Raw genomic sequence first — 20,816 nt, forward strand, 5'->3', positions numbered from 1 at the left:
CAGGACTGGACTGCTGTGACGGGGCGTGTGATCACGCTAGGGAGGAAACCGACCGCCACACCCCGGTTCCGCACAGAACTGCCCGTACGAGGCGAGAGTTTGAAAGACTGACGGGCTGGGACGGTCCGCTCGGCCGTCTCCGTAGGTATGCCGGTCCACCGGGTCCGTCCCGGGATGCGCCGGACGGCCCACCGCCGGGTACCGTCCGGCCCTGTTTTCCGTACCTCCTATGGGTCATCCTGCGGACGCCGCGCATCCTCTCCCCGACCGACTCTGTTTCCCGCACACGGCAGGACGTCCTTCACGGCGGCGCACGACAGGCGGGAGCCCCTCATGAACGCCAGTACCTCCGACGCGGGGTTCGTGGGACGCGGCCCGCTCCTGGCGGAGGCCGGGGCGCTGCTCGCCGAGGGCCGCCACCTCACCCTGAGCGGGCTTCCCGGTGTCGGCAAGTCGCGGCTCGCCCGGGTGGTCGCCGCGCAGCCGGCCGCGCGGCGGGGTGCGCACGTCGTCGATCTCACGCCGCTGCGCAAGGCCGCTCTGCTGCCGCACACGATCGCCGCCGCCGTCGGGTTCGACGCCTGCGACGGCCGCCCGGTGCGCGACGGTGTGCTGTCCCACCTCGCGGACCGGGACGTGCTGCTGGTCCTCGACAACGCCGAGCATCTCGCCGACGCGTGCCGGGTCTTCGTCGCCGAACTGCTGTGGCGCTGTCCCGGTGTGCGGGTCCTCGTCACCAGCAGGCTGCCGCTGCGGACGGCGGTGGAGCGGCTGCTCGTCGTGGGGCCGCTGAGCGAGGAGGCGGCCATGGAGCTGTTCCTGGACCGGGCGCGGGCGGCGGCGCCCGGGCTGGTCGGTACACCGCTGCACGACGTGCTCGCGCGCAGTCTGTGCCGGCGTCTCGATCTGCTGCCGCTCGCTCTGGAGCTCGCCGCGGCGAAGCTCTCCTCGCTGAGCCTGAGCGAGCTGGAGCACGCCCTGGACACCGGGGACGATCTCGCGCCCGCGGACTGCGACCCGGACCGGCGCCCCGCGCACCATCACTCGCTGAGCACCGTGCTGGGCCGCAGTCACGAACTGTGCACTCCCGCGCAGCGGTTGCTGTGGGCGCGGCTGTCCGTCTTCATCGGTGCCTTCACCGCGCGGGACGCCGAGGCGGTCTGCGCCGACCGGCTGCTGCCGGACGTCGCGGGCGAACTCGGCGGACTCGCGGAGGGGTCCCTGCTGCACGGCCGGGCCGGCGCGTTCTGGCTGCCGGTGACCGTACGCACGTACGGGATGCGGCTCCTGGTCGCGCTCGGGGAGAGCGCCCGGCAGCAGGCCCGCTACCGGGCCTGGCGCGGGCGGGGCGGCTCCTGAGCACGTCCCGCCCGGCCCGGCGCCCTAACGCTCCGCGGGCGCGCTCAAGCACCGTTCGAGCACGGCGTACGCGAGGACGGCGACGACGAGGCCGGTGACGGCGTCGGAGAGCTGCGGCGCCGACCAGTGGGCGACGGCGGCGGCGCCCGCGCCGATCGCCCAGGCGCCGAACGCGGTGGGCCGCACGGCGACCGTCGCGCGGCGGTCCATCGCGCCGCGGCCGCCGCGGGCGAAGAACTGGTCGGCGATCAGCACCCCGCCGAGCGGCGGGACGAAGACGCTGAGGATCACCAGCCAGTCGAGGAAGTGGTCCCAGACGCCCGCGAGCGCGGCGGCCGTGCCGACGAGGCCCAGGACGATCGTCATCAGGCGCATGGTGCGGCCGGTGAGATGGGACCAGCCGAGCGCGCCGTTGTAGAGGCAGTGGCTGCACACCGAGCCGAGGTTGACGAAGACGAACACCGCGGCCAGCACGTTGAGGACGCCCGAGTGTTCGCCGGTCAGGATCGGCAGGAAGTCGCCGCCGGTGACGGCCGGGGCGGCGATCGCGCCCGCCGCGACGACCAGACCGCCGGTGATCTGCGCGACGACGCTGGCCACCGGGAACGCGCTGATGGTCGCGAGGACGGCCTGTCGGCCGTTCTTGGACCAGCGGGTGAAGTCGGCGGTCATGGTGCCGGAGTCGGCGAACGTCGCCATGATCGTCGAGACGGCGGCGCCGAAGGTGAGCGTGGAGGCGCCGCCCACGCCCTCGTAGGAGAAGACGGCGCCCAGGTCGTGGTCACCGGCGACGATGACCAGGGCGGTCACGCCCGCGACGATGAAGAGCGGGGCCGCCACCGCCCCCAGCCAGGACAGGGCCCTGATGCCGAGGTAGGTCAGGGCTATGAACCCGAGCCCGGCGAGGACGGCGACGAGTTGTTCGTGCCAGCCGAACGCCTGGTGCAGGGTGGCGCCGGTGGCACCGGTGTTGAACGCGAACCAGCCGACCACGATCGTGGCGAGGAAGGCCGCGGCCACGATGTATCCGGCGCGGCCGAAGGTGCGCGTGGCCTGGAGCGAGAAGCTCTCGCCGGTGGAGCCCGCGCGGTGGCTGAGGATCCCCACGTAGACGAGCATGACGAGGTTGGCCGCCGCGATGGCGGCCATCCCGCGCCAGAAGCCCAGCATGGCGACGACCACGCCGCCGGGGACGGCGTTGGTCAGGATCATCGGGAATCCGAACCAGACGGCCGAGACCGTCCACAACGACTTGCGCCGGTCGGCGGGGACCGGGCTGTGCTCGTACTCGGCGTCGAGGGCCGTGGTGTCCGGCCGGCCGGCCGGGTCGACTGCGGAGTGCTGTGTGTTCATCGTGTGTGTGGGCTTCCGGGGCGGGCGCTCGCGCGCGTCGGGACCGTCAGGAGGGAGAGCCGGTGAACGCTTCGGCGAGGGCGGTGACCGCCTTGGTGAATGCCTCGGCCGGGGGGTGCGTGATGCCCGCGCCGATCATGCCGATGCCCGCTTCCTTGTGGGCGATGGCCGTGTTGATGATCGGCAGGATGCCGGTGTCGATGACCTTGCGGACGTCGATGCCGGTGGGCAGACCCTGGAAGTCGAGGGCGGGGATGGTGACGTTGGGGTTGGCCGTCGTGGTGATCTCGCCCATGTCCCGGGTGTACTGCATCGCCTCGGTGACGGTGCCGCCGACGAGGGCGACGATGGCGGGCGCGGCCGACATCGCGAAGCCGCCGAAGCCGTACGTCTCCGTGATGGCGCTGTCGCCGATGTCGAGGCCGGAGTCCTCGGGCTTGTACCCGGCGAACATGGGGCCGATCACCTGCTGCGCGGGGCCCGTGAACCACTGACCGGGCAGCCCGGCGATCCGGATGCCGAACTCGACGCCGTTGCGGGCCATCGTGGTGACGATCGTGGAGTGCTCGATGCCGTTCGCGGCGTCGAGGGCGGCCTTGGCCATCGCCATCCAGGTCGGCCCGGAGAAGTAGTCGGAGGACGCGACGAAGTCGAAGACCTCCTTCTTCTGCGCGGTCGTGAACGACGACTGGAGGAGGCCGGGCGCGAGGGCCTGGAAGAGCAGGAGGGTGCCCGCGCCGTTGCGGTTGTGGCACTCGTCGCCCATGTGGATCGCCTGGGACAGGAGCAGCCGCAGGTCGATGGGGCCGGTGAACTCGACGGCCTCCTTGAGCATCGGGCCGAAGACGTCCCGCATCCAGACCAGCCGCTCGACGACGGACTCGTCGTTGGCGCCCATCCGCAGGATCTTCGCCATCTGCTCGGACAGGTTGGTGTACGCGGTGTTGCCGTGCGTCTCGTTCCTGACGATGTGCACGTACATCGAGGCGGAGGTGACGCCGGCCATCGAGCCGACCGCGTCCATCTCGTGGCAGGGCTTGAAGGTGATCCGGCCGGAGGCGGCGACCTCGGCGGCCTCGGCCAGGTCCTTCGCGAGTCCCTCGAAGACGAGGGCGCCGGTGACCGCGCCCTTCATCGGGCCGTTCATTCGGTCCCAGGTTATGGGCGGGCCCGCGTGCAGGATCGTGGTCGCGGTCATGCCGGGGACGACGTCGAGGGCGCGGCCGTAGCCGATGAGCACCGGGCGGGCGGCGGTGATCCGCTCGACTGCCTCGGCGTTGGCCGCCTCGATGCGGGCGGCGAGTGCGGGCGCGTCCAGGGCGTCGAGGGCGCGCGCCGCCTCGACGCTGCCGCCGCCGGGCGGGGTCCAGTCGAGGGTGGTGACCTGGGCGCCCTGGGCCGCGATGTCGGTGTCGAACATGGCGAGGCCGACGTTGACGACGTTCAGGCCGGCGGCGAACAACGCGGCGGCGGGGGTGGTCGCTTCGGGGGTGCTCATGACTACTTGGCCTTCCGGGCGATCTCGCGGGCGAACTGGCCCGTCTCGGTGGAGCTGCGGGTGACGATGACGCCGGCCGCTTCGAGGGCCGCGCTCTGGGCGGCGACGGACGGGGTGTCCAGGTCGGTGCCGAGGACGTACGCGATCACCGGCAGGTGGCGGCCCGCCTCCGTGGCGATGCGCTGTGCCTCCCGGATGGCGGGGAGGGTGGTGCCGACCGGGTCGTCGTGGGAGCCGAAGCCCAGGACGAAGTCCAGGACCAGCGCGGCGACGGACGGGTCCTTCGCCTCCTCGACGAGCCGTTCCAGGCGCAGGGCGGGGTCGATCATCGGGTGCGGGCGGCCGTTGGTGAAGTCGTCGTCGCCGAAGTCGAGGAACGTGTGGCCCGTGGAGGCCGCCCCGGCGGGGAGACGGAAGGCGGGGTCCTTCTGGATGTTGCTGTACACGTCGACGCCCGCGTCCCGGACCGCGTACATCGTCTCGTCGCACAGGGTGCCGCCGCAGAACAGCCCGCGGACGTGGCGCTGGCCGTCCGCGAGGCGACCGACGACGGCGCCGGCCGCGGCCTCGGCGTCGAACTCCTCGGTGGTGACGGCCGGTTCGATGCCCGCGTGGACCACGGCCTGGCGGGCCGCGTCCAGGCTGGAGGCGGCGAAGTGCGCGCCCGCGGCGGTGACCGCCTCCTCGGAGCCGCCGATGAAGTAGACGACGACGGGCTTGCCCGCGGCGGCGGCCTCGGCCAGGACCTTCTTCTCGACGGACGGCGCCGGCGGCTTGGACACCAGCACGATGACGTCGGTCGCCGGGTCGGCGGCGAGCGCGCGGATGCCGTCGGTCATCATGATGCCGCCGACCTCCTCGCTGAGGTCACGGCCGCCGGTGCCGATGAGCTGCGAGATGCCGCCGCCGAGCGCGTGGACGCGGACGGAGACCTCCTGCGATCCGGTGCCGGAGGCGGCGACGACGCCGACGGAGCCGGGGCGCACCTTGTTGCCGAAGCAGAGGGCGACGTTGTTGATGATGGCGGTGCCGCAGTCCGGGCCCATCATGAACAGGCCCTTGTCGTGGGCGAGTTGCTTGAGGGCGACCTCGTCGGCGACGGAGACGTTGTCGCTGAACAGCATCACGTGCAGACCGCTGGCGAGGGCCTTGCGCGCTTCGCGGGCCGCGTACGCGCCGTTGACGGCGATGACCGCGAGGTTGGCTCCGTCGATGGCCTCGGCGGCGCCGGTGACGGTGCGGTAGGTGACGGCTCCGGCCGCGGCGGACGCGGGAGCCCTGCGCTCCAGCAACTCCTCGACCTGCCCCAGCAGGGCCTGCGTGTCGGCGTCCTCGGCGGCGACGAGGACGATCATCAGGTCGCCGCTGGCCGCTGCCCTCAACTCGGCGGTGAGCAGGCCCAGGTCGTCCAGGACGCCCTTGTTCATCTCGGTGCCCATGGCGGTGAAGGCCTGCTCCACCCCCTCCAGGGCGTTGGCCCTGGTCGAGACGGACATCAGGGACACGGAGTCGTAGTACGTGTTCTTCCGTACGACGGCTGTGGTGGTACTCACAGCGAACCTCGCAGTTCTTCTTCCAGGTGGAGTCCGGCCACCAGGCCGGACAGGGTGTCGCTGCCGGAGGTGTGGCCGATGGCCAGCAGCCTGCGGACAGGCGGTTGCGGCGGCCGGTCGTCGTCGGTCGACTGCCGCAGTACGTCGATGAGTTCGGCCCTGACCCGGGCGCGGGTGGCCTCGGTCAGCGTCGCGTGGGAGACGTCGGTGGTGCGCCCGCGGTGCTCGGCGAGGACGGCGCGCACGGCGGGGACGAGGCCGGTCGGCGCGCTGCCGGGCAGGGCGGCGACGAAGGTGAGGCCGGTGAGGAAGTCGTCGCCGGCCGGGGTGAGGCCGGGGCCGAGGCCGAGCAGGGCGAGGACGCCGCGCCGGATCTCCGCGTCGTCCCCGCCGTGACGCAGTGCGGTGAGCAGTGCCGTGCGTCCCGCGTCGAGGGCGCGGGCGACGGCCAGTTCCAGCGGACCGGCGCCGGGGACCGGACCGAGCATGCCGCCCCGGGGCCCGAACTCCCGGTTGAGCCGGTCGAGTCGGTCCGCGATGCGCGCGAGGGCGCCGGGGGCGAGGTGGGCGAGGGACGGGGCCGTCGGGTGCCAGGGCCGCGCGCCGGTGCTGGTCACGCGCAGCGCGTGGGGGCCGGTCCCGAGCTCAAGATTTCCGGGTGCGAACGTCACGTGCTGGTCGGCGGCCAGTGCCGTGCCGCTCCAGTCGGGGATGTCGACGACGAGGGTCCGGGGAGCGTCTCCGCCGTCGCGGGCGGCGAGCGTGACGAGCGTGCCGTCCGGGGTGAGCAGGTTGATCACGCGGGCGAAGACCGAGTGGACCCGGCCCTGGCCGGTCGCCTCGTGCAGACGGTCAAGGAGTTCGGCGTCGCCGGAGAGCGCGGACACCGTACGTGCCTCGACGGTTTTCTCATGGCACATCGCCGCGCCCTCCTTCAGCCTTCACCGGTGTGCGAGCACTTCCGTCGGCGCCCTCTGCGGAACACCCACCTTGGTATACCATTCGGCGTCTCGTAGGCGAACACCTGTACCTGCACTTCTGTGTAAACACTTCTCGGCACGCACTTCTCACCAAGGGGCATCCACATGCGCATCGTCGTCGCTCTCGGAGGCAACGCTCTGGCCAGGCGCGGGGAGCCGATGACGGCCGACCGGCTGCGCGCGAACGTCCGCGGCGCCTGCCGGGCGCTGGCCGGTCTGGCCCGCGAGCACGAGGTCGTCATCACGCACGGAAACGGCCCGCAGGTCGGGCTGCTCGCCCTGCAGAACCTCGCCTATCAGGACGTGGCGGCCTACCCGCTGGACATCCTCGGCGCCGAGACCCAGGGCATGATCGGCTACGTCATCCAGCAGGAGCTGTCCAACGCCCTGGCCGGCGAGCGCGAGGTGGCCGCCCTCGTCACGACCACCGAGGTCGACGAGGCCGACCCGGCCTTCGAGCGGCCGACCAAGCTGATCGGCCCGACCTATTCGGCGCAGGACGCCGCCGAGGCCGCGGCCGAATACCGCTGGACGATCGCCAAGGACGGCGGCGCCTTCCGCCGGGTCGTGCCGTCCCCGCACCCGCTGCGCATCATGCAGGCGCCCCTGGTCAGCACGCTGCTCGACCACGGCACGCTGGTGGTCTGCGTGGGCGGCGGCGGGGTGCCGGTGCGCACCGACTCGCGGGGCCGCCAGATCGGTATGCAGGCCGTCGTCGACAAGGACGCGGCGAGCGCCGCACTCGCCGCGGACCTGCGGGCGGACATGCTGATCATGCTGACCGACGGCGACTTCGTCAGCGAGAACTGGGGCACGCCGGAGCAGCGCGACATCCTCACCGCCTCCCCGGAGGGCCTGGCGGCGATGGAGTTCGCCGAGGGGTCGATGCGGCCCAAGGTCGAGGCCGCGGTGCGGGTGGCCGAGGCCGGAGGACGCGCCCTGATCGGCCCGCTCGACCGTCTCGACGACCTGCTGGCCCGCGAGATCGGCACGGAGATCCGGGCCGACGTGCCCGAGGGCGTCGTCTTCGTCGGCGCCTGACCCGGACGACACCGCACCATCCGGTATACCAAGTCCCGATCGCGTCGCTCGGACCGTCGGGAACAGCCGAGAGAGGAGCACCGCCACGGTGCGCAGGAATCCGCCGGACGCACCCACGTCGACCGCAGAGGAAGCACCGACAGCCCGGGCCGCCCCGCCCGGCCGGGCGGGTCCGCTCGCCGCGTTGCGCGCGAGCCGGGAGTTCCGCGCCCTGTGGATCTCCAATGTGTTCTTCTTCGGCGGAGCCTGGACCCAGACGATGGTGCTGGGCTGGATCGTCTTCGACACCACCGGCTCGGAGTTCCTGCTCGCGGTCTTCACCGCGGTGCGCCTCGCCCCGATGCTCCTGGGGCCGTTGGCCGGCGTCCTGTCCGATCGTCACGATCGCGTACGTTTGCTGACGCTCGCCTGCTGCTGGGCGCTGGGCGCCGCCGTCGCCCTGTCGGCCCTGGAGACGACGGGACAGGTGCCGTACTGGGCGCTGGTGCTGGGCGGCCTCGCCATCGGTCTGGCGCAGTCCCCCTCGCAGCCGGCCCGCTCGGCGCTCGTCCTCTCCCTGGTCGGACGCCGTCACCTGAGCAACGCCAACGCCCTCAACGCCATGGCGATGAACATGACCCAGGTGGTGGGTCCGGCCCTGGGCGGCGCGCTGATCAGTGCCTTCGGCGCCGCGGCCGCGCTGTGGATCTCCGCCGGGTGGTACGGGCTCTCGCTGCTCGCGCTGCGTCCGCTGCGCCGGGCCCGGGGCGCGCGGGACGCCGAACTCCCGCGCGTGGAGGAGTCGTTGAGGGTCATGCTCGTCGGCGGTGTGCGTCACATCCTGAGCAGCCGGCTGGCCACCGGTGTCCTCGGTGTCACCCTCGCCGCGAACGTGCTGCTGTGGCCGGTGTACCAGGCGTTCATGCCGGTGTTCGCGCAAGCGTCGCTGGGGCTCGACGCCGACGGGCTGGGATGGCTGCTCACGTGCAGCGGCGTCGGCGGGCTCATCGGCTCGACCGTCATCGCCGCACTCGGCGACTTCCCCTTCAAGGGCGGCCTGTTCGTGTTCGGCACCGCGGGCTGGGCGGCCCTGTGGGGAGCGTTCGCGCTGTCGCACCAGGTGGCGGTGTCGTTCGTACTGATGGCAGGGATCGGCCTGCTCAGTGCCGCGTTCGCCGTGCTGCAGACGACCCTGCTGCTGATGACGACCGAACCGGCCGTGCAGGGAAGGGCGTTGGGCGTGCAGGAACTCGCCATCGGCGTCATGCCGCTGTCCTCGCTGGTCCTCGGCGCCTCGGCCCAGTACGTGGGGGTGGCCACGACCACGTTCGTCAGCGCCCTGATCCTCGTCGCGTTCCTGGCCTGTCTCGCGCTGCGGATGCCGGCGCTGTGGCGCTACCGCGGGGTCTGAACCGGCCCGCCGCGCTGGTGCGCGACGGCTTCCACCTCGCTGGTCGCCAGGTGCCGTTCCATCAGTTCCTCGACGCGCTGCACGTCCCGCGCCTCGATCGCCCGGTACAGCTCCTCGTGCTCGTCGGCCACGGCCCCGAAGTCGTCGTGCTGGCCGAGCAGCCAGCGCATCCTGCTGCGCAGCGTCTCGTTGAGCTCGCTCAGCAGCGCGTTGTCGGCGAGTTCGGTGACCGTCTCGTGGAAGTCCGCGGCCGCGCTCCGGGCCTGGGCGCCGTCGCCCTTCGCGGCGGCGTCCAGTTCAGCGTCGAGATCGGCGCGCAGCCGGGCCAGTCCGGCGCGGGTGCGGCGGCGCGCGGCCAGCCGGAAGCCGAGCACCTCGAGCGCCGACCGCACCTCGCCGAGGTCCGCGATGTCGGACGGCGTGAACTCGCGCACCACGGCCCAGGTGCGCGGCCGCGGCGTCACCAGGCCCTCGCCCGCCAGGTCCCGCAGGGCGTCCCGCACGGGCAGCCGGCTCACCCCCAGCTCCTGGGCGATCTCCCGCTCGACAAGCTTGCTGCCCGGCGCCCGTGTGCCCTCGATGATCTGATCGCGCAGAGTGCGCATGACACGTTCCGACTCGGGGGTGAACTCCTCAGCGCCTGTCATGCCGTCATTGTCCCATCGCAGGTCACGGCACCGGCCGGCACGCCTTGGTGGCTGGTTGCCGTGGGACGGCCACGGGGCGGACGAGCGGAGGACACGTACACGTGAGGAGCACGGCACCGACGGAGGTGCTGCGCCTGCTGTCCGACCTCGGCTGACATCGCCACCGCCCGCCGCCCCTTCGGGCGGCGGGCGGTGGTGACCCGGCCGGGTCAGACGGTCAGGCCTTGTCCTGCATGCTGCTGCGGGCGGGATTGGCCTGCTGGTCGGCCTTGGGGTCCTTCTGGTCCGCCTTGGCGCGCACGCCCTGCTCGATGCGCTCCCCGATGGACTTGTCGATGTTCGACCAGTACGTGAAGGCGCGGGCGAGGACCGGCTCGCTCACCCCGTTGAGCAGATGGCCGACGACGTTGTCCACGAGACGGTCGCGCGCGGCGTCGTCGAGGACCTCGCGCACCAGGGTGCCCGCCTGACCCCAGTCGTCATCCTCGGAGTGGTCGACGTAGGCGGCGCGGGTGATGTCACCGTCCGCGTGCCAGCTGGGCGGTGCGTAGCGGTCGGTGTCGGCCGCCGGTCCTCCCTTGGAGTTCGGCGCGTACACCGGGTCCTCCGTCTTGCGGAAGGCCATCGCCCCGTCCTTGGAGTACGTGCGCAGGGGCGCGACGGGAGCGTTGACCGGCAGCTGCTGGTAGTTGCCGCCGATCCGGTGGCGGTGGGCGTCGGCGTACGAGAAGAGCCGCCCGAGCAGCATCCGGTCGGGGCTGGCGCCGATGCCCGGCACCAGGTTGTTGGGCTGGAACGCCGCCTGCTCGATCTCGGCGTGGTTGTCCGTGGGGTTGCGGTCCAGCGTCATCCGGCCGACCTCGATGAGCGGGTAGTCGGCGTGCGGCCACACCTTCGTCAGGTCGAACGGGTTGAAGCGGTAGTCCGCCGCGTCCTCGTACGGCATGACCTGCACATGCAGCGTCCAGCTCGGGAACTCGCCGTCGCGGATGTGTTCGAAGAGGTCACGGGTGTGGTAGTCCGTGTCCGCCGCGCACATCTGGTCACCCTCGTCCTGGGTGAAGTACTCGACGCCCTGGTCGGTCTTGAAGTGGTACTTCACCCAGAACCGCTCGCCCTGGGCGTTGATCCACATGTACGTGTGCGAGGTGTAGCCGTTCATGTGGCGCCAGCTGCGCGGGATGCCCCGGTCCCCCATCAGCCACGTGACCTGATGGGCGGATTCCGGCGAGAGGGTCCAGAAGTCCCACTGCATGTCGTGGTCGCGGAGGTTGTTGTCCGCCCGGCGCTTCTGGGACCGGATGAAATGCTGGAATTTCATCGGGTCCTTGATGAAGAAGACCGGCGTGTTGTTCCCCACCATGTCGTAGTTGCCCTCGGTGGTGTAGAACTTCACCGCGAATCCGCGCGGGTCGCGCCAGGTGTCGGGGCTGCCGCGCTCGCCCGCGACGGTGGAGAACCGGGCCACGAGGTCGGTCCTGGTCCCCGGCTGGAACAGGGCGGCCTTCGTGTACGCGGTGACGTCCGCGGTCACCTCGAAGCGGCCGAAGGCGCCGCTGCCCTTGGCGTGCGGCTGCCGCTCGGGAATCCGCTCCCGGTTGAACTGGGCCATCTGCTCGATCAGGTACGAGTCCTGCAGCAGAATCGGGCCACCGGCGCCGACCGTGAGCGAATGCTCATCGCTTTCGACCGGGATTCCGGCATCCGTGGTGGTCGCTTTGCCTGTGCCGTCACTCATGGGATACGCGTGCCTTTCGATGGGGGTTTTCTCCACGCCTCATGGGCCTTGCCGGCTCTGCGGCAAGGGGACCCTTTTCCGAGAGGCATCTCCTCCGCGCTCGGGGGCGTACACGACGCCCCGGCAACTCTTCCATCCTGCGGCCCCTTCGATGAGACGGCCATTTGTCGGACATCGGATCCCGCGCGCCCCGTCCCCGACGGGGCCACCCCCCGGCTGTCCGAGCGGCGCGCCTCTAAACGGATGGTCCCGGCCCGTCTGGGTACCCGGCCGCTCCGACGCCCTAAATGTGAGTGGGAGGTGACCGCCGTGCCGGACGTCCAGCCGCATGCCGCCACGGAAGGCAGCGACATGGGTCAGGAGCCGGTCAGCGAACTGGTCCAGCGAGCTTCGCACCAGCTCACCGAGCTCGTGCGGGGTGAGCTGCAGCTGGCCCAGGCGGAGATGAAGGAGAAGGGCAGGCGCTACGGCAGGGGCGGGGGGCTCTTCGGCGGTGCCGGGGTCGTCGGGTTCCTGATGCTCCAGGCGGGGGTGGCGTCCGCGATCGCCGGAATCTCGGTCGTGTGGCCGGTGTGGGCCGCCGCGCTGATCGTGACCGGGGTGCTCGGGGTGCTCGCCGCGGTACTGGCCGCCCGGGGCAGGCGTCAGTTCGGCAGGGCCGCTCCCCCGGCACCCGCCGCGGCCCTCGAGAACCTGAAGGCCGACGTGGCCGAGATCAAGGAGAGTGCCCACCGATGACACAGAAGCCACAGTCGCCGCGCGGGAAACCGGCCGCGTCGGAGTCGGAGGAGCTGCGCGAGCGGGTCGAGCGGACCCGGGCCGAACTCGGCGACACCGTCGAGGCGCTCGCGGCCAAGGCCGACGTCAAGGGCCGGGCCAAGGACCGGGCCGCGCAGGTCAAGGACCAGGCGACGGCCAAGGCCGACGCGCTCAGGGCGCAGACCACGGACACCGTGGACGCGGTCAGGACCAAGGTCTCGGACATCGCCCACCAGGCGCAGGACAAGCTGGCCGGTCCGCCGGGAGCACAGGGATCGCGCTCCGTACGGGACCACCGTGCCGCACTCCTGGCCGCCGCCGCCTCCACCGGAGCGCTCGTGCTCTGGCTGACCCGGCGGCGCCGGAAGGGATGACGCGCGGCACGTGAGACACAGGCCCGGCCGGCGACGGCACCCGCCCGGGCCACGAGGTTCGCTTCGGCAGTGAGGCGGACGGCAGCCGGGGCACCGCGGGATCACGCCGGAACATCAGGTGTGCGCGGTCCCCGGCTTTCGCCTGCTTCCAGCTCCTGCTCCCGGCACCGGGTTTCTCTGACTAAAGTCAGAGGATGACCGCGGAGACGACAGAGATCGATCAGGTGCGCCGTTTCAACCGCACCGTCACCGAACGCGTGGGCGTGCTGCACGACCACTACCTGGGACTCGACCGGCCGATCGGCGAGGCACGCCTGCTGTGGGAGATCGGCGAGCGTGGCCAGGACGTACGCAAGCTGCGTGAGCGGCTCGGACTCGATTCCGGGTACACCAGCCGGCTGCTGCGCGCGCTGGAGGCCGACGGCCTGGTCACGGTGGAGCCGCTGCCCCGGGACCGGCGCGTGCGCACCGTCCGGCTCACCGGGGCGGGCCGCGCGGAGCGTGCCGCGCTCGACGGCCGCAGCGACGAACTGGCCGCTTCCCTGCTGGCCCCGCTGAACACCGGCCAGCGCGCCCGGCTCGTCGCCGCCATGGCGGAGGTCGACCGGCTGCTGACGGCGGCGACGGTCACCCTGGACACCGTCGACCCGGACCATCCGGATGCCCGGACCTGCCTGCACTCCTACTTCGCCGAGCTTCAGGACCGCTTCGACACGGGCTTCGACCCGGCGCGCAGCCTGCTGCCCGACGCCGGTGAACTCCGGCCGCCGCACGGCCTGTTCCTGCTCGCGCGGCTGCACGGCGAGGCCGTCGGCTGCGCCGGCCTGAAGCTTCCGGCCGACGCGCCGGCCGAGGTCAAGCGGATGTGGATCGCGCCGCACGCCCGGGGCCTCGGCCTGGGCCGCCGCTTCCTCGCCGAGCTGGAAGTACTGGCCGCCGCGCACGGCCGCGACGTGCTGCGCCTGGACACCAACAAGGCGCTCGACTCGGCGATCGGGCTGTACCGGTCGGCGGGGTTCCAGGAGGCCGCGGCCTTCAACGACGAGCCCTACGCGCAATTGTGGTTCGAGAAGCGCGTCACGGCACCGGGCGCGGGTCCGCGCTGATGCCATGGACCGCGCGGCGCAGGGCGGCGAAACCCCGCTCCTCGCGGTCGGGATGGACCCGGTTGGTGAGCAGGATCGCGTACCGGCCCGCCTCCGGGTCGAGCCACAGACTCGTACCGGTGAACCCGGTGTGCCCGTAGGAGGCGGGCCCGAACATGTCGCCCACCGGTGAGCCGACCGGGTCCCGCCCCTGCCAGGCCAGGGCGCGGCGCAGGTTGAGACGGTCCGTGCGCGGCGCCGTCATCAGGGCGAGGGTGTCCGGCTTCAGCAGCGGCGGGCCGCCGGCCAGCAGGGCGGCGGCGAGGCGTTCGAGATCGGCGAGAGTGGCGAACAGGCCCGCGTGGCCCGCGACTTCGCCGAGCACCACCGCGTTCTCGTCGTGCACCTGGCCTACGACGGTGTGCCCGCGCCAGGGGCAGTCCTCGGTGGCCACGGCGCGCTTCCGGGCCGCGGGGCCGGGCCGGAAGCACAGGTCGGACAGGCCGAGCGGCGCGCTGACGAGCTCGGCCGTCAACTGGTCGAGGCCCTGCCCGGTGGCCTGTTCGGCGACCAGGCCGAGCAGGATGAACCCCTGCGAGGAGTACGCGACATGGGTGCCCGGCGCGGAGTTCCGGGGCAGGGTGCCGATCGCGTCGAGCAGCGACTCGCGTGTGGGGTGGTCGCGGTAGAGGGGGACGCCGCCGGGCAGTCCCGAGGTGTGGTCGAGGAGTTGGGCGAGGGTGCGGTCCGCGTGCGGGCTGTCGCGGTAGCGCGCGAGGTGGCGGCCCACGGTGTCGTCGAGCCCGAGCACTCCGCGTTCCACGAGGGCCAGCACCACGAGGCCCACGATCGGTTTGGTCACCGACGCCAGGTCCCACAGGTCGGTGCCGTCCAGCGGGGCTCCGCCGTGCGCGCGGGTACCGGTCCAGCCCCGGTCGCGGGGTCCGTCCGCGTCCCCGAACGACCAGGCGGCGCCCGAGAACTGGCCCGCGGCCCGGCCCTGTTCGAGCAGGGCGCGACGGGTGGCCGCCTCGTCCGTTGCCGTGCTCGTCACCGCTCGCCCCCGATCACGCCGAGCCGTGGCCCCGACTGTGCCGCGAGGCCCGCCGAGACGGCGGACGCGGCGGACCGCACCATCGGTCCGTAGAGCTGTGCGGCGGCGTCGTCGAGGGTGAAGGCGAGTCCGGTGAGGACGAGCGCGCCGACCGTGTCGCCGGTGGCGTCGCGCACCACGGCGGCGAGTGCGCGCCGGTCCCGCCAGGCGTCCGCGCCGTCGAACGCGTAGCCGTCGCGGGCCGCCTCGCTCAGAGCGGTCCGCAGCGCCTCGCCACCGTCGCCGTCGGTCTCCGCGGACGGCTCGGGCCTCAGAAGATCGTCCCGCTCCTCGGGTGACAGCCCGGCCAGCAGGGCGTATCCCGCCGCGCCGGCCGTCACGCCCTCCCGGGCGCCGGGCCGCAGGTCGAGGCCGAGCGCCTGCACCGGCGCGCGGACGTCGAGATGGATGACGGTGCGGTCGTCCCGTACCGCGTAGGACGCGAACAGGCCCGTACGTACACGGAGTTCGTCGAGTACCGGGCCGGCCGCGCGCAGCGCCGCGTCGTCGGCGAGAGCACCTGCGGCGAGCCCGAGAAGGCGTGGCCCCGGCCGGTAGCTGCCCCCGGCGGCCGGTGCGGCGTAGCCGGCCGCGGCGAGCGCGCGCAGCAGCCGGTGCACCGTGGGTTTGGCGAGCCCGGTGCGGCGGGCGAGGTCAGCGAGCCGGTGCGGCGCCCCCGTGCCGGAGAGCGCCGACAGCACTTCCATCGCCTTGTCCACCGGGCCGGGCGCGGACGCCGCCGCTCCGGTGTCCGCCGCGGCGGCGGTCTGATCCTGCGAACGACTGTTGACCGATTTCCCCATGTGACCTACCTTACCCGAACTGCATTCCATCCACCGGAACGGGTGTGTTGTTCAATGGAACGAATACATGGAGGGAGCAGCGGCCCGCCCGTCGGCCGCTCCCGCCGCTCCGTGCTGCGTGCCGGGGCGCTCACGGTGCCCGCCCTCGCCGCCCCCGCCCTGCTCACCGGGTGCGGCGGGCCGCCCGCGCAGGCGGCGGGGAACGTCCTGCGGGTCTCCCAGACCGGGGACCCCAAGACGATGGACCCGCACAAGCAGGGCGACATGACGTCGATGAACGCCCTGATCAACCTGTTCGACACGCTCACCACCCGGGGCCGCGACAACACCCTGCAACCCCGCATCGCCCTGACCTGGAAGGCGATCGAGCCGAAGGTGTGGCGGTTCACGCTGCGGCGCGGGGTGACGTTCCACAACGGCGAGGCGTGCGACGCCGAGGCGGTCCGGTACAGCATCAAGAGGCTGCTGGATCCGGCGACCAAGTCGCCGATCGTGGAGCTGCGGTACGTGCAGGACGTCACGGTCGTCGACCGGTACACGGTGGACGTGCACACCTCGGTGCACGATCCGATCCTGCCCGCGAAGCTGTCGCTGTTCGGCGGTGTCGTGGTGCCTCCGAAGTACCTCAAGGAGGTGGGCGACGAGCGGTTCGCCGCACGTCCGGTCGGCACCGGGCCGTTCGTCTTCAAGCACTGGCAGCGCGACCACGAACTGCGGCTCGCCGCCTATGCGCACCACTGGCAGGGCCGTCCGCACGTCGACGAGCTGGTCTTCGTCCCCGCCCCGAACTCGTCGTCCGCGCTGGCCGCCTTGCAGAGCGGCGGCGTGGACATCGTGGCCGGGATGACGCCGGACGCGGCCCAGCAGCTGGACGGCTATCCGGATGTGCGGATCGACCACCACACCGGCATCCGCACCTCCTACCTGTCGCTCGACACGCTCTCCGACGGGCCGCTGCGCGACCGGCGGGTGCGACAGGCCCTCAATCACGCGGTGGACGTGCCGCTGCTCATCAAGGCGGTGCTCGGCGGCAAGGCCACCGAGGTCCCGGCGATGATCCCGCGCGGCGCGTTCGGCTTCGATCCGACGCTGAAGCCGTACGAGCGTTCCCTCACCAAGGCGCGTGCGCTGCTCGCGGACGCCGGGCACCCCGACGGCATCAGCACCACGCTGACCGCCTCCAACGTCGACGCGAACGTCGCCGAGGCGATCTCGGGTCTCCTGGCCCGCGCCGGGGTGCGTGCCAGGGTGAACCTGCTCGACCCGGGCACGTACGCCCAGCGTCTGACCTCCGACAACCACGGGGCGCTCGGCCCGATGTACCTGGCCGCGTCGACCGTGTGGACGCTCGACGGCGAGAGCATGCTCCAGTCCAACGTGCGCAGCGACCGCCGGCAGAGCCGCTGGCACGACAAGCGCGCCGACAGGCTCGTGGACCGCGAGGAGCTGTCGGTCGAACCGGCCGTGCGCCGCCGTGCGTTCGCCGATCTCCAGCAACTCATCAAGGACGAGGCGCCGTTCGTGTCGCTCTACCAGATCGACAACATCTACGTGCGCAACAACCGCCCCAGCTGGACGCCCGGCGCGGCCGGGGTCCTGGACATGGCGAGCGCGAAGGTGGCCGTGTGATGAGCGAGACCCTGACCGTGCCCGTCGGGGCGCGCATCGGCGCCGCGCTGCGGCCCGCACTCGCCCGCCTCGGCACCGCGATCCTCGTGCTGCTGTGCACCGCCACCGTCGTCTTCTTCCTGGTCCGCCTCTCCGGCGACCCGGTGAAGGTGATGCTGCCGCCGGACGCCACCGCCGGGCAGGAGAGCGCCCTGCGCCACAGCCTCGGCCTGGACCGGCCGCTGCTGACCCAGTACCTGGACTATCTGTGGGGCCTGCCGCGGTTCGACTTCGGCGACTCCCTCTTCTACAACCAGCCGGTGCGCGAGGTGCTCACCGACCGCATCCCGGCGACGCTGCTCCTCGCCGCGGGCGCGCTCGTCGTGACCCTGGTGATCGCGGTGCCCGCCGGGATCATCGCGGCGATGCGCCGCGGCAAGGCGGCCGACCGGGGCGTCATCACGGCGGTCCTCGTCGGCCAGTCCACGCCGCCGTTCTGGATCGGCATCCTGCTGATCCTGGTGTTCGCCGTCGGCCTGCACGCGCTGCCCGCCTCCGGGTACGGCACCTTCGCGCATCTGGTGCTGCCGTCGATCACGCTCGCCGTCTACTCGGTCGCGGTCGTCGCCCGGCTGCTGCGCTCGTCACTGATCGACGTCCTCGGCTCCGACCACATCCGCACGGCCCGCTCGCGCGGCCTCGGCCCGGTGCGCACGGTGCTGCGGCACGGGCTGCGCAACGCCTCGCTGCCCGTCGTGACCGTCGTCGGTCTGGAGGTCGGCAGTCTGCTCGGCGGCGCCATCCTCACCGAACAGGTCTTCTCCTGGCCCGGTGTGGGACAGCTGACCGTGCAGGCCATCGCCAACCGTGACTTCCCGCTGGTCCAGGGCACGGTGCTGCTGTTCGCCGCCACGTTCGTCGTGGTGAACCTGCTCGTGGACCTCTCCTACGGCCTCCTCGACCCGAGGGTGAGGAACTCCCGATGACCACCACCGCTCCCGCCCCCGCCCCGGTCGCCACCGCCGTGACGCAGCCGTCCGTGTGGCGCTCGCTGCTGCGCAACCGGCTCGCCGCCGTGGCGCTCGCCCTCCTCGTCCTGATCGTGGTCTGCGCGGTGTTCGCCCCGCTGATCGCGCCCGCCGACCCCAACGCACAGAACCTGCTGGCCCGGCTCCAGCCGCCCGCGTGGCAGTCCGGCGGCAGCTCCGCCCACCTGTTGGGCACCGACCAGCTCGGCCGCGACCTGCTCTCTCGCGTCGTGTACGGCACCCGGGTCTCGCTGCTCGTGGGCGCGGGCGCCGCTCTCCTCGCGGGCGTCATCGGCACCACCGCCGGTCTCGCCTCGGGCTACCTCGGCGGCTGGACCGACCGTGTCGTGATGCGCGTCGCCGACGTCCAACTCGCCTTCCCCGCGATCCTGTTGGCGCTCGCGGTCGTCGGCTTCGTCGGCTCGGGCCTCGGCTACGTGATCCTCGTCCTCGGCATCACCGGCTGGGTGTCGTACGCGCGTGTGGTCCGCTCCGAAGTGCTGTCGCTGCGCACCCGGGACTTCATCACCGAGGCCCGCGCGATCGGGGTGAGCGACCTGGCGATCATGCGGCGGCATCTGCTGCCCAACGTGATGGCGCCGCTGGCCACCATCGGCACACTGCACATCGCGGCGGCCGTGGTCGCCGAGGCCTCGCTCAGCTATCTGGGCCTGGGCGTTCCGAAGGAGACGGTGACCTGGGGCGGCATGCTCGCCGACGGGCAGCTCTACCTCGGCACGTCCTGGTGGATCGCCGTCTTCCCCGGCGTCGCCCTCATGCTCACCTCGCTGGCCATCAACATCATGGGCGACGCGCTGCGCGACGTCGCGGACCCGAAGGCGTACCGCCGATGACCGACCCGACGACCGACCACTCCCCCACCCCGCCGCTCCTCGAATTCCGTGACCTGCGCGTCGACTTCGCCCTCGCCTCCGGCACCGTGCACGCGGTGCGCGGCGTCAGCTTCTCGGTCGGCGCCGGGGAGACCCTCGCCGTCGTCGGCGAGTCCGGCAGCGGCAAGTCGGCGACCGCGCTGTCCGCGCTGCGCCTGAACCCCGAACCGCCGTGCGTGTACGCGGGCGGGCAGGTGCTGCTCGACGGCCGGGACGTACTGGCCCTGCGCGAGCAGGAGTTGCGCCGGGTGCGCGGCGCCGACATCTCCATGGTGTTCCAGGACCCGATGACGAGCCTCGATCCCTTGCAGCGGGTCGGCGACCAGGTCACCGAGGTGCTGCGGCTGCACGGCGGCCACTCCCGCGCCGAGGCCCGCGCCCTGGCCCTGACCGCGCTCGACGAGGTCGGCATCCCCGATCCCGAGCGGCGCTGCCGTCAGTACCCGCACGAGCTGTCCGGCGGCCTGCGCCAGCGCGTGATGATCGCCTCCGCGCTCGTCGCCCGCCCACGCGTACTGATCGCCGACGAGCCCACCACGGCCCTCGACGTGACGGTGCAGCGGCAGATCCTCGAACTGCTCGTGACGCTCCAGGAGCGGCACGGCATGGCCGTCGTGCTGATCACGCACGACCTCGGGGTGGTCGCCGAGACCGCCGACCGGGTCGTCGTGATGCGCCACGGCGAGGTCGTCGAGTCCGGGGACGTCGAGCAGGTCTTCGCCCGTCCCGCCGCCGCGTACACCCGCGACCTGCTGGCCGCCACCCCTCGTCTGGAGCCCGCCGCATGACGACGAACGAGCTGCTGGAGATCAGCGGCCTGCGCAAGGAGTTTCCCGGGCGGCCGCCGCACGTCGCCGTCGACGACGTGTCGCTGACCGTGCGCGAGGGCGAGACGTTCGCGCTGGTCGGCGAGTCCGGCTGCGGCAAGACGACCCTGACCCGGCTGCTGCTGAGGCTCCTGGAACCGACCTCGGGCAGTGTCCGCTTCGACGGCACGGACCTGCTCGCGGTGCGGGGCGCCGAGCTGCGGCCGCTGCGCCGGCAGATGCAGGTCGTGCTCCAGGACCCGTACTCCAGCATGAATCCGCGGCTGCGGATCGCCGACATCGTCGGTGAGCCGCTCGTCACCCACGAGGAGTGGGCGCGCGGGCGCGGCGGCCGGGCCCGGGTGCGGGAGCGGGCCGGTGAGCTGCTGAACGCCGTCGGCCTGGACGGCTCGATCCTCGACCGGTATCCGCACGAGTTCTCCGGCGGGCAGCGGCAGCGCATCTCGATCGCGCGGGCGCTGGCCCTGGAGCCGCGCCTGGTCGTCCTCGACGAGCCGACGAGCGCCCTGGACGTCTCGGTGCAGGCGCGCGTCCTCGATCTGCTCGCCGATCTCCAGCAGCGCCTGGGCCTGACCTACTTCTTCATCTCGCACAATCTGGCCGTGGTCCGGCAGATCGCCGACCGGGTCGCCGTGATGCGGCAGGGCCGGATCGTCGAGTGCGGCACCGCGGATCAGGTGTTCGGAGAGCCCGAACACGCCTATACGCGGCGGCTGTTGGACGCCGTGCCGGTGCCCGATCCGGCCCGCGCCCGGCGGATGCGGCAGGCCACGGGATGACCGGGGCC

19 protein-coding genes are annotated in these 20,816 nt (G+C 72.3%); 11 read left to right on the forward strand and 8 right to left on the reverse strand.

Annotated features, from left to right (window positions below; all coding sequences use genetic code 11):
* Positions 1-333: 333 nt before the first annotated feature.
* Positions 334-1,359: an ATP-binding protein gene (locus tag ACFVDP_RS03980; protein WP_383482763.1), complete on the forward strand. Its 1,026-nt coding sequence runs from the start codon at positions 334-336 to the stop codon at positions 1,357-1,359.
* A 24-nt stretch (positions 1,360-1,383) separates the two neighbouring features.
* On the opposite strand, the gene ACFVDP_RS03985 is transcribed toward ACFVDP_RS03980, so the two are convergent.
* The 4 genes from ACFVDP_RS03985 to ACFVDP_RS04000 are packed head-to-tail and all read right to left on the reverse strand — an operon-like array spanning position 1,384 to position 6,683.
* Positions 1,384-2,712, reverse strand: a complete 1,329-nt coding sequence (locus tag ACFVDP_RS03985; protein WP_383482766.1) for a cytosine permease — start codon at positions 2,710-2,712, stop codon at positions 1,384-1,386.
* A 46-nt stretch (positions 2,713-2,758) separates the two neighbouring features.
* Positions 2,759-4,210 (reverse strand): DUF1116 domain-containing protein, encoded by a 1,452-nt coding sequence (locus ACFVDP_RS03990; RefSeq protein WP_383482769.1) that lies wholly within the window; start codon positions 4,208-4,210, stop codon positions 2,759-2,761.
* Between the two features lie 2 nt (positions 4,211-4,212).
* Complete coding sequence (gene fdrA, locus ACFVDP_RS03995) at positions 4,213-5,763, reverse strand: acyl-CoA synthetase FdrA (protein WP_383482773.1); 1,551 nt, start codon at positions 5,761-5,763, stop codon at positions 4,213-4,215.
* A complete protein-coding gene (locus tag ACFVDP_RS04000) occupies positions 5,760-6,683 on the reverse strand; it encodes a DUF2877 domain-containing protein (protein WP_383482776.1) in 924 nt (307 codons plus the stop codon). Before ACFVDP_RS04000 ends, fdrA begins: the two co-directional genes overlap by 4 nt.
* A gap of 165 nt (positions 6,684-6,848) precedes the next feature.
* Here ACFVDP_RS04000 and ACFVDP_RS04005 point away from each other — a divergent pair, with 165 nt between their 5' ends.
* Positions 6,849-7,784 carry a carbamate kinase gene (locus tag ACFVDP_RS04005; RefSeq protein ID WP_383482779.1) on the forward strand — a complete coding sequence of 312 codons (936 nt, stop codon included), beginning with the start codon at positions 6,849-6,851 and terminating at the stop codon, positions 7,782-7,784.
* Positions 7,785-7,872: 88 nt separating this feature from the next.
* Complete coding sequence (locus ACFVDP_RS04010) at positions 7,873-9,174, forward strand: MFS transporter (RefSeq protein WP_383482782.1); 1,302 nt, start codon at positions 7,873-7,875, stop codon at positions 9,172-9,174.
* On the opposite strand, the gene ACFVDP_RS04015 is transcribed toward ACFVDP_RS04010, so the two are convergent.
* Positions 9,159-9,821 (reverse strand): GntR family transcriptional regulator, encoded by a 663-nt coding sequence (locus ACFVDP_RS04015; protein ID WP_383482785.1) that lies wholly within the window; start codon positions 9,819-9,821, stop codon positions 9,159-9,161. The genes ACFVDP_RS04010 and ACFVDP_RS04015 overlap by 16 nt on opposite strands.
* 217 nt (positions 9,822-10,038) lie before the next feature.
* Entirely contained in the window at positions 10,039-11,559 is a 1,521-nt protein-coding gene (locus ACFVDP_RS04020; protein ID WP_383482788.1) for a catalase, read from the reverse strand.
* A gap of 351 nt (positions 11,560-11,910) precedes the next feature.
* Between ACFVDP_RS04020 and ACFVDP_RS04025 the strand changes: the two genes are divergently transcribed.
* From ACFVDP_RS04025 to ACFVDP_RS04035, 3 genes are all read left to right on the forward strand, one after another.
* Positions 11,911-12,297, forward strand: coding sequence for a phage holin family protein (locus ACFVDP_RS04025; protein WP_383484323.1), 387 nt, complete (start codon positions 11,911-11,913; stop codon positions 12,295-12,297).
* Positions 12,294-12,692, forward strand: coding sequence for a DUF3618 domain-containing protein (locus tag ACFVDP_RS04030; RefSeq protein WP_383482791.1), 399 nt, complete (start codon positions 12,294-12,296; stop codon positions 12,690-12,692). The genes ACFVDP_RS04025 and ACFVDP_RS04030 overlap by 4 nt, the downstream gene beginning before the upstream one ends.
* A 194-nt stretch (positions 12,693-12,886) precedes the next feature.
* Complete coding sequence (locus ACFVDP_RS04035) at positions 12,887-13,798, forward strand: GNAT family N-acetyltransferase (protein WP_383482793.1); 912 nt, start codon at positions 12,887-12,889, stop codon at positions 13,796-13,798.
* Here the strand turns inward: ACFVDP_RS04035 and ACFVDP_RS04040 are convergent.
* A complete protein-coding gene (locus tag ACFVDP_RS04040) occupies positions 13,770-14,831 on the reverse strand; it encodes a serine hydrolase domain-containing protein (RefSeq protein ID WP_383482796.1) in 1,062 nt (353 codons plus the stop codon). The genes ACFVDP_RS04035 and ACFVDP_RS04040 overlap by 29 nt on opposite strands.
* Complete coding sequence (locus tag ACFVDP_RS04045) at positions 14,828-15,673, reverse strand: helix-turn-helix domain-containing protein (RefSeq protein ID WP_383482799.1); 846 nt, start codon at positions 15,671-15,673, stop codon at positions 14,828-14,830. Before ACFVDP_RS04045 ends, ACFVDP_RS04040 begins: the two co-directional genes overlap by 4 nt.
* Positions 15,674-15,727: 54 nt before the next feature.
* On the opposite strand from ACFVDP_RS04045, the gene ACFVDP_RS04050 reads away from it, so the two are divergent.
* Genes ACFVDP_RS04050 through ACFVDP_RS04070 form a run of 5 tightly spaced genes read left to right on the forward strand, consistent with a single transcriptional unit; the run spans position 15,728 to position 20,808 of the window.
* Complete coding sequence (locus tag ACFVDP_RS04050; protein ID WP_383482801.1) at positions 15,728-17,302, forward strand: ABC transporter substrate-binding protein; 1,575 nt, start codon at positions 15,728-15,730, stop codon at positions 17,300-17,302.
* Positions 17,302-18,267, forward strand: coding sequence for an ABC transporter permease (locus tag ACFVDP_RS04055; RefSeq protein WP_383482804.1), 966 nt, complete (start codon positions 17,302-17,304; stop codon positions 18,265-18,267). The genes ACFVDP_RS04050 and ACFVDP_RS04055 overlap by 1 nt, the downstream gene beginning before the upstream one ends.
* Complete coding sequence (locus ACFVDP_RS04060; protein WP_383482807.1) at positions 18,264-19,163, forward strand: ABC transporter permease; 900 nt, start codon at positions 18,264-18,266, stop codon at positions 19,161-19,163. Before ACFVDP_RS04055 ends, ACFVDP_RS04060 begins: the two co-directional genes overlap by 4 nt.
* Positions 19,160-19,990, forward strand: a complete 831-nt coding sequence (locus ACFVDP_RS04065) for an ATP-binding cassette domain-containing protein (RefSeq protein WP_383482810.1) — start codon at positions 19,160-19,162, stop codon at positions 19,988-19,990. The genes ACFVDP_RS04060 and ACFVDP_RS04065 overlap by 4 nt, the downstream gene beginning before the upstream one ends.
* Positions 19,987-20,808 (forward strand): ATP-binding cassette domain-containing protein, encoded by an 822-nt coding sequence (locus tag ACFVDP_RS04070; protein WP_383482813.1) that lies wholly within the window; start codon positions 19,987-19,989, stop codon positions 20,806-20,808. The genes ACFVDP_RS04065 and ACFVDP_RS04070 overlap by 4 nt, the downstream gene beginning before the upstream one ends.
* Positions 20,809-20,816: the final 8 nt, after the last annotated feature.

The organism is Streptomyces sp. NPDC057694 (assembly GCF_042799415.1).
GTDB lineage: Bacteria > Actinomycetota > Actinomycetes > Streptomycetales > Streptomycetaceae > Streptomyces.

Coding starts and splice junctions, on each gene's coding strand:
- ACFVDP_RS04050 (WP_383482801.1), top strand. CDS start 15,728: ATGGAACGAATACATGGAGGGAGCAGCGGCCCGCCCGTCGGCCGCTCC.
- ACFVDP_RS03980 (WP_383482763.1), top strand. CDS start 334: ATGAACGCCAGTACCTCCGACGCGGGGTTCGTGGGACGCGGCCCGCTC.
- ACFVDP_RS04015 (WP_383482785.1), bottom strand. CDS start 9,821: ATGACAGGCGCTGAGGAGTTCACCCCCGAGTCGGAACGTGTCATGCGC.
- ACFVDP_RS04060 (WP_383482807.1), top strand. CDS start 18,264: ATGACCACCACCGCTCCCGCCCCCGCCCCGGTCGCCACCGCCGTGACG.
- ACFVDP_RS04020 (WP_383482788.1), bottom strand. CDS start 11,559: ATGAGTGACGGCACAGGCAAAGCGACCACCACGGATGCCGGAATCCCG.
- ACFVDP_RS03990 (WP_383482769.1), bottom strand. CDS start 4,210: ATGAGCACCCCCGAAGCGACCACCCCCGCCGCCGCGTTGTTCGCCGCC.
- ACFVDP_RS03985 (WP_383482766.1), bottom strand. CDS start 2,712: ATGAACACACAGCACTCCGCAGTCGACCCGGCCGGCCGGCCGGACACC.
- ACFVDP_RS04045 (WP_383482799.1), bottom strand. CDS start 15,673: ATGGGGAAATCGGTCAACAGTCGTTCGCAGGATCAGACCGCCGCCGCG.
- ACFVDP_RS04035 (WP_383482793.1), top strand. CDS start 12,887: ATGACCGCGGAGACGACAGAGATCGATCAGGTGCGCCGTTTCAACCGC.
- ACFVDP_RS04005 (WP_383482779.1), top strand. CDS start 6,849: ATGCGCATCGTCGTCGCTCTCGGAGGCAACGCTCTGGCCAGGCGCGGG.
- ACFVDP_RS04025 (WP_383484323.1), top strand. CDS start 11,911: ATGGGTCAGGAGCCGGTCAGCGAACTGGTCCAGCGAGCTTCGCACCAG.
- ACFVDP_RS04000 (WP_383482776.1), bottom strand. CDS start 6,683: ATGTGCCATGAGAAAACCGTCGAGGCACGTACGGTGTCCGCGCTCTCC.
- ACFVDP_RS04055 (WP_383482804.1), top strand. CDS start 17,302: ATGAGCGAGACCCTGACCGTGCCCGTCGGGGCGCGCATCGGCGCCGCG.
- ACFVDP_RS04065 (WP_383482810.1), top strand. CDS start 19,160: ATGACCGACCCGACGACCGACCACTCCCCCACCCCGCCGCTCCTCGAA.
- ACFVDP_RS04070 (WP_383482813.1), top strand. CDS start 19,987: ATGACGACGAACGAGCTGCTGGAGATCAGCGGCCTGCGCAAGGAGTTT.
- ACFVDP_RS04030 (WP_383482791.1), top strand. CDS start 12,294: ATGACACAGAAGCCACAGTCGCCGCGCGGGAAACCGGCCGCGTCGGAG.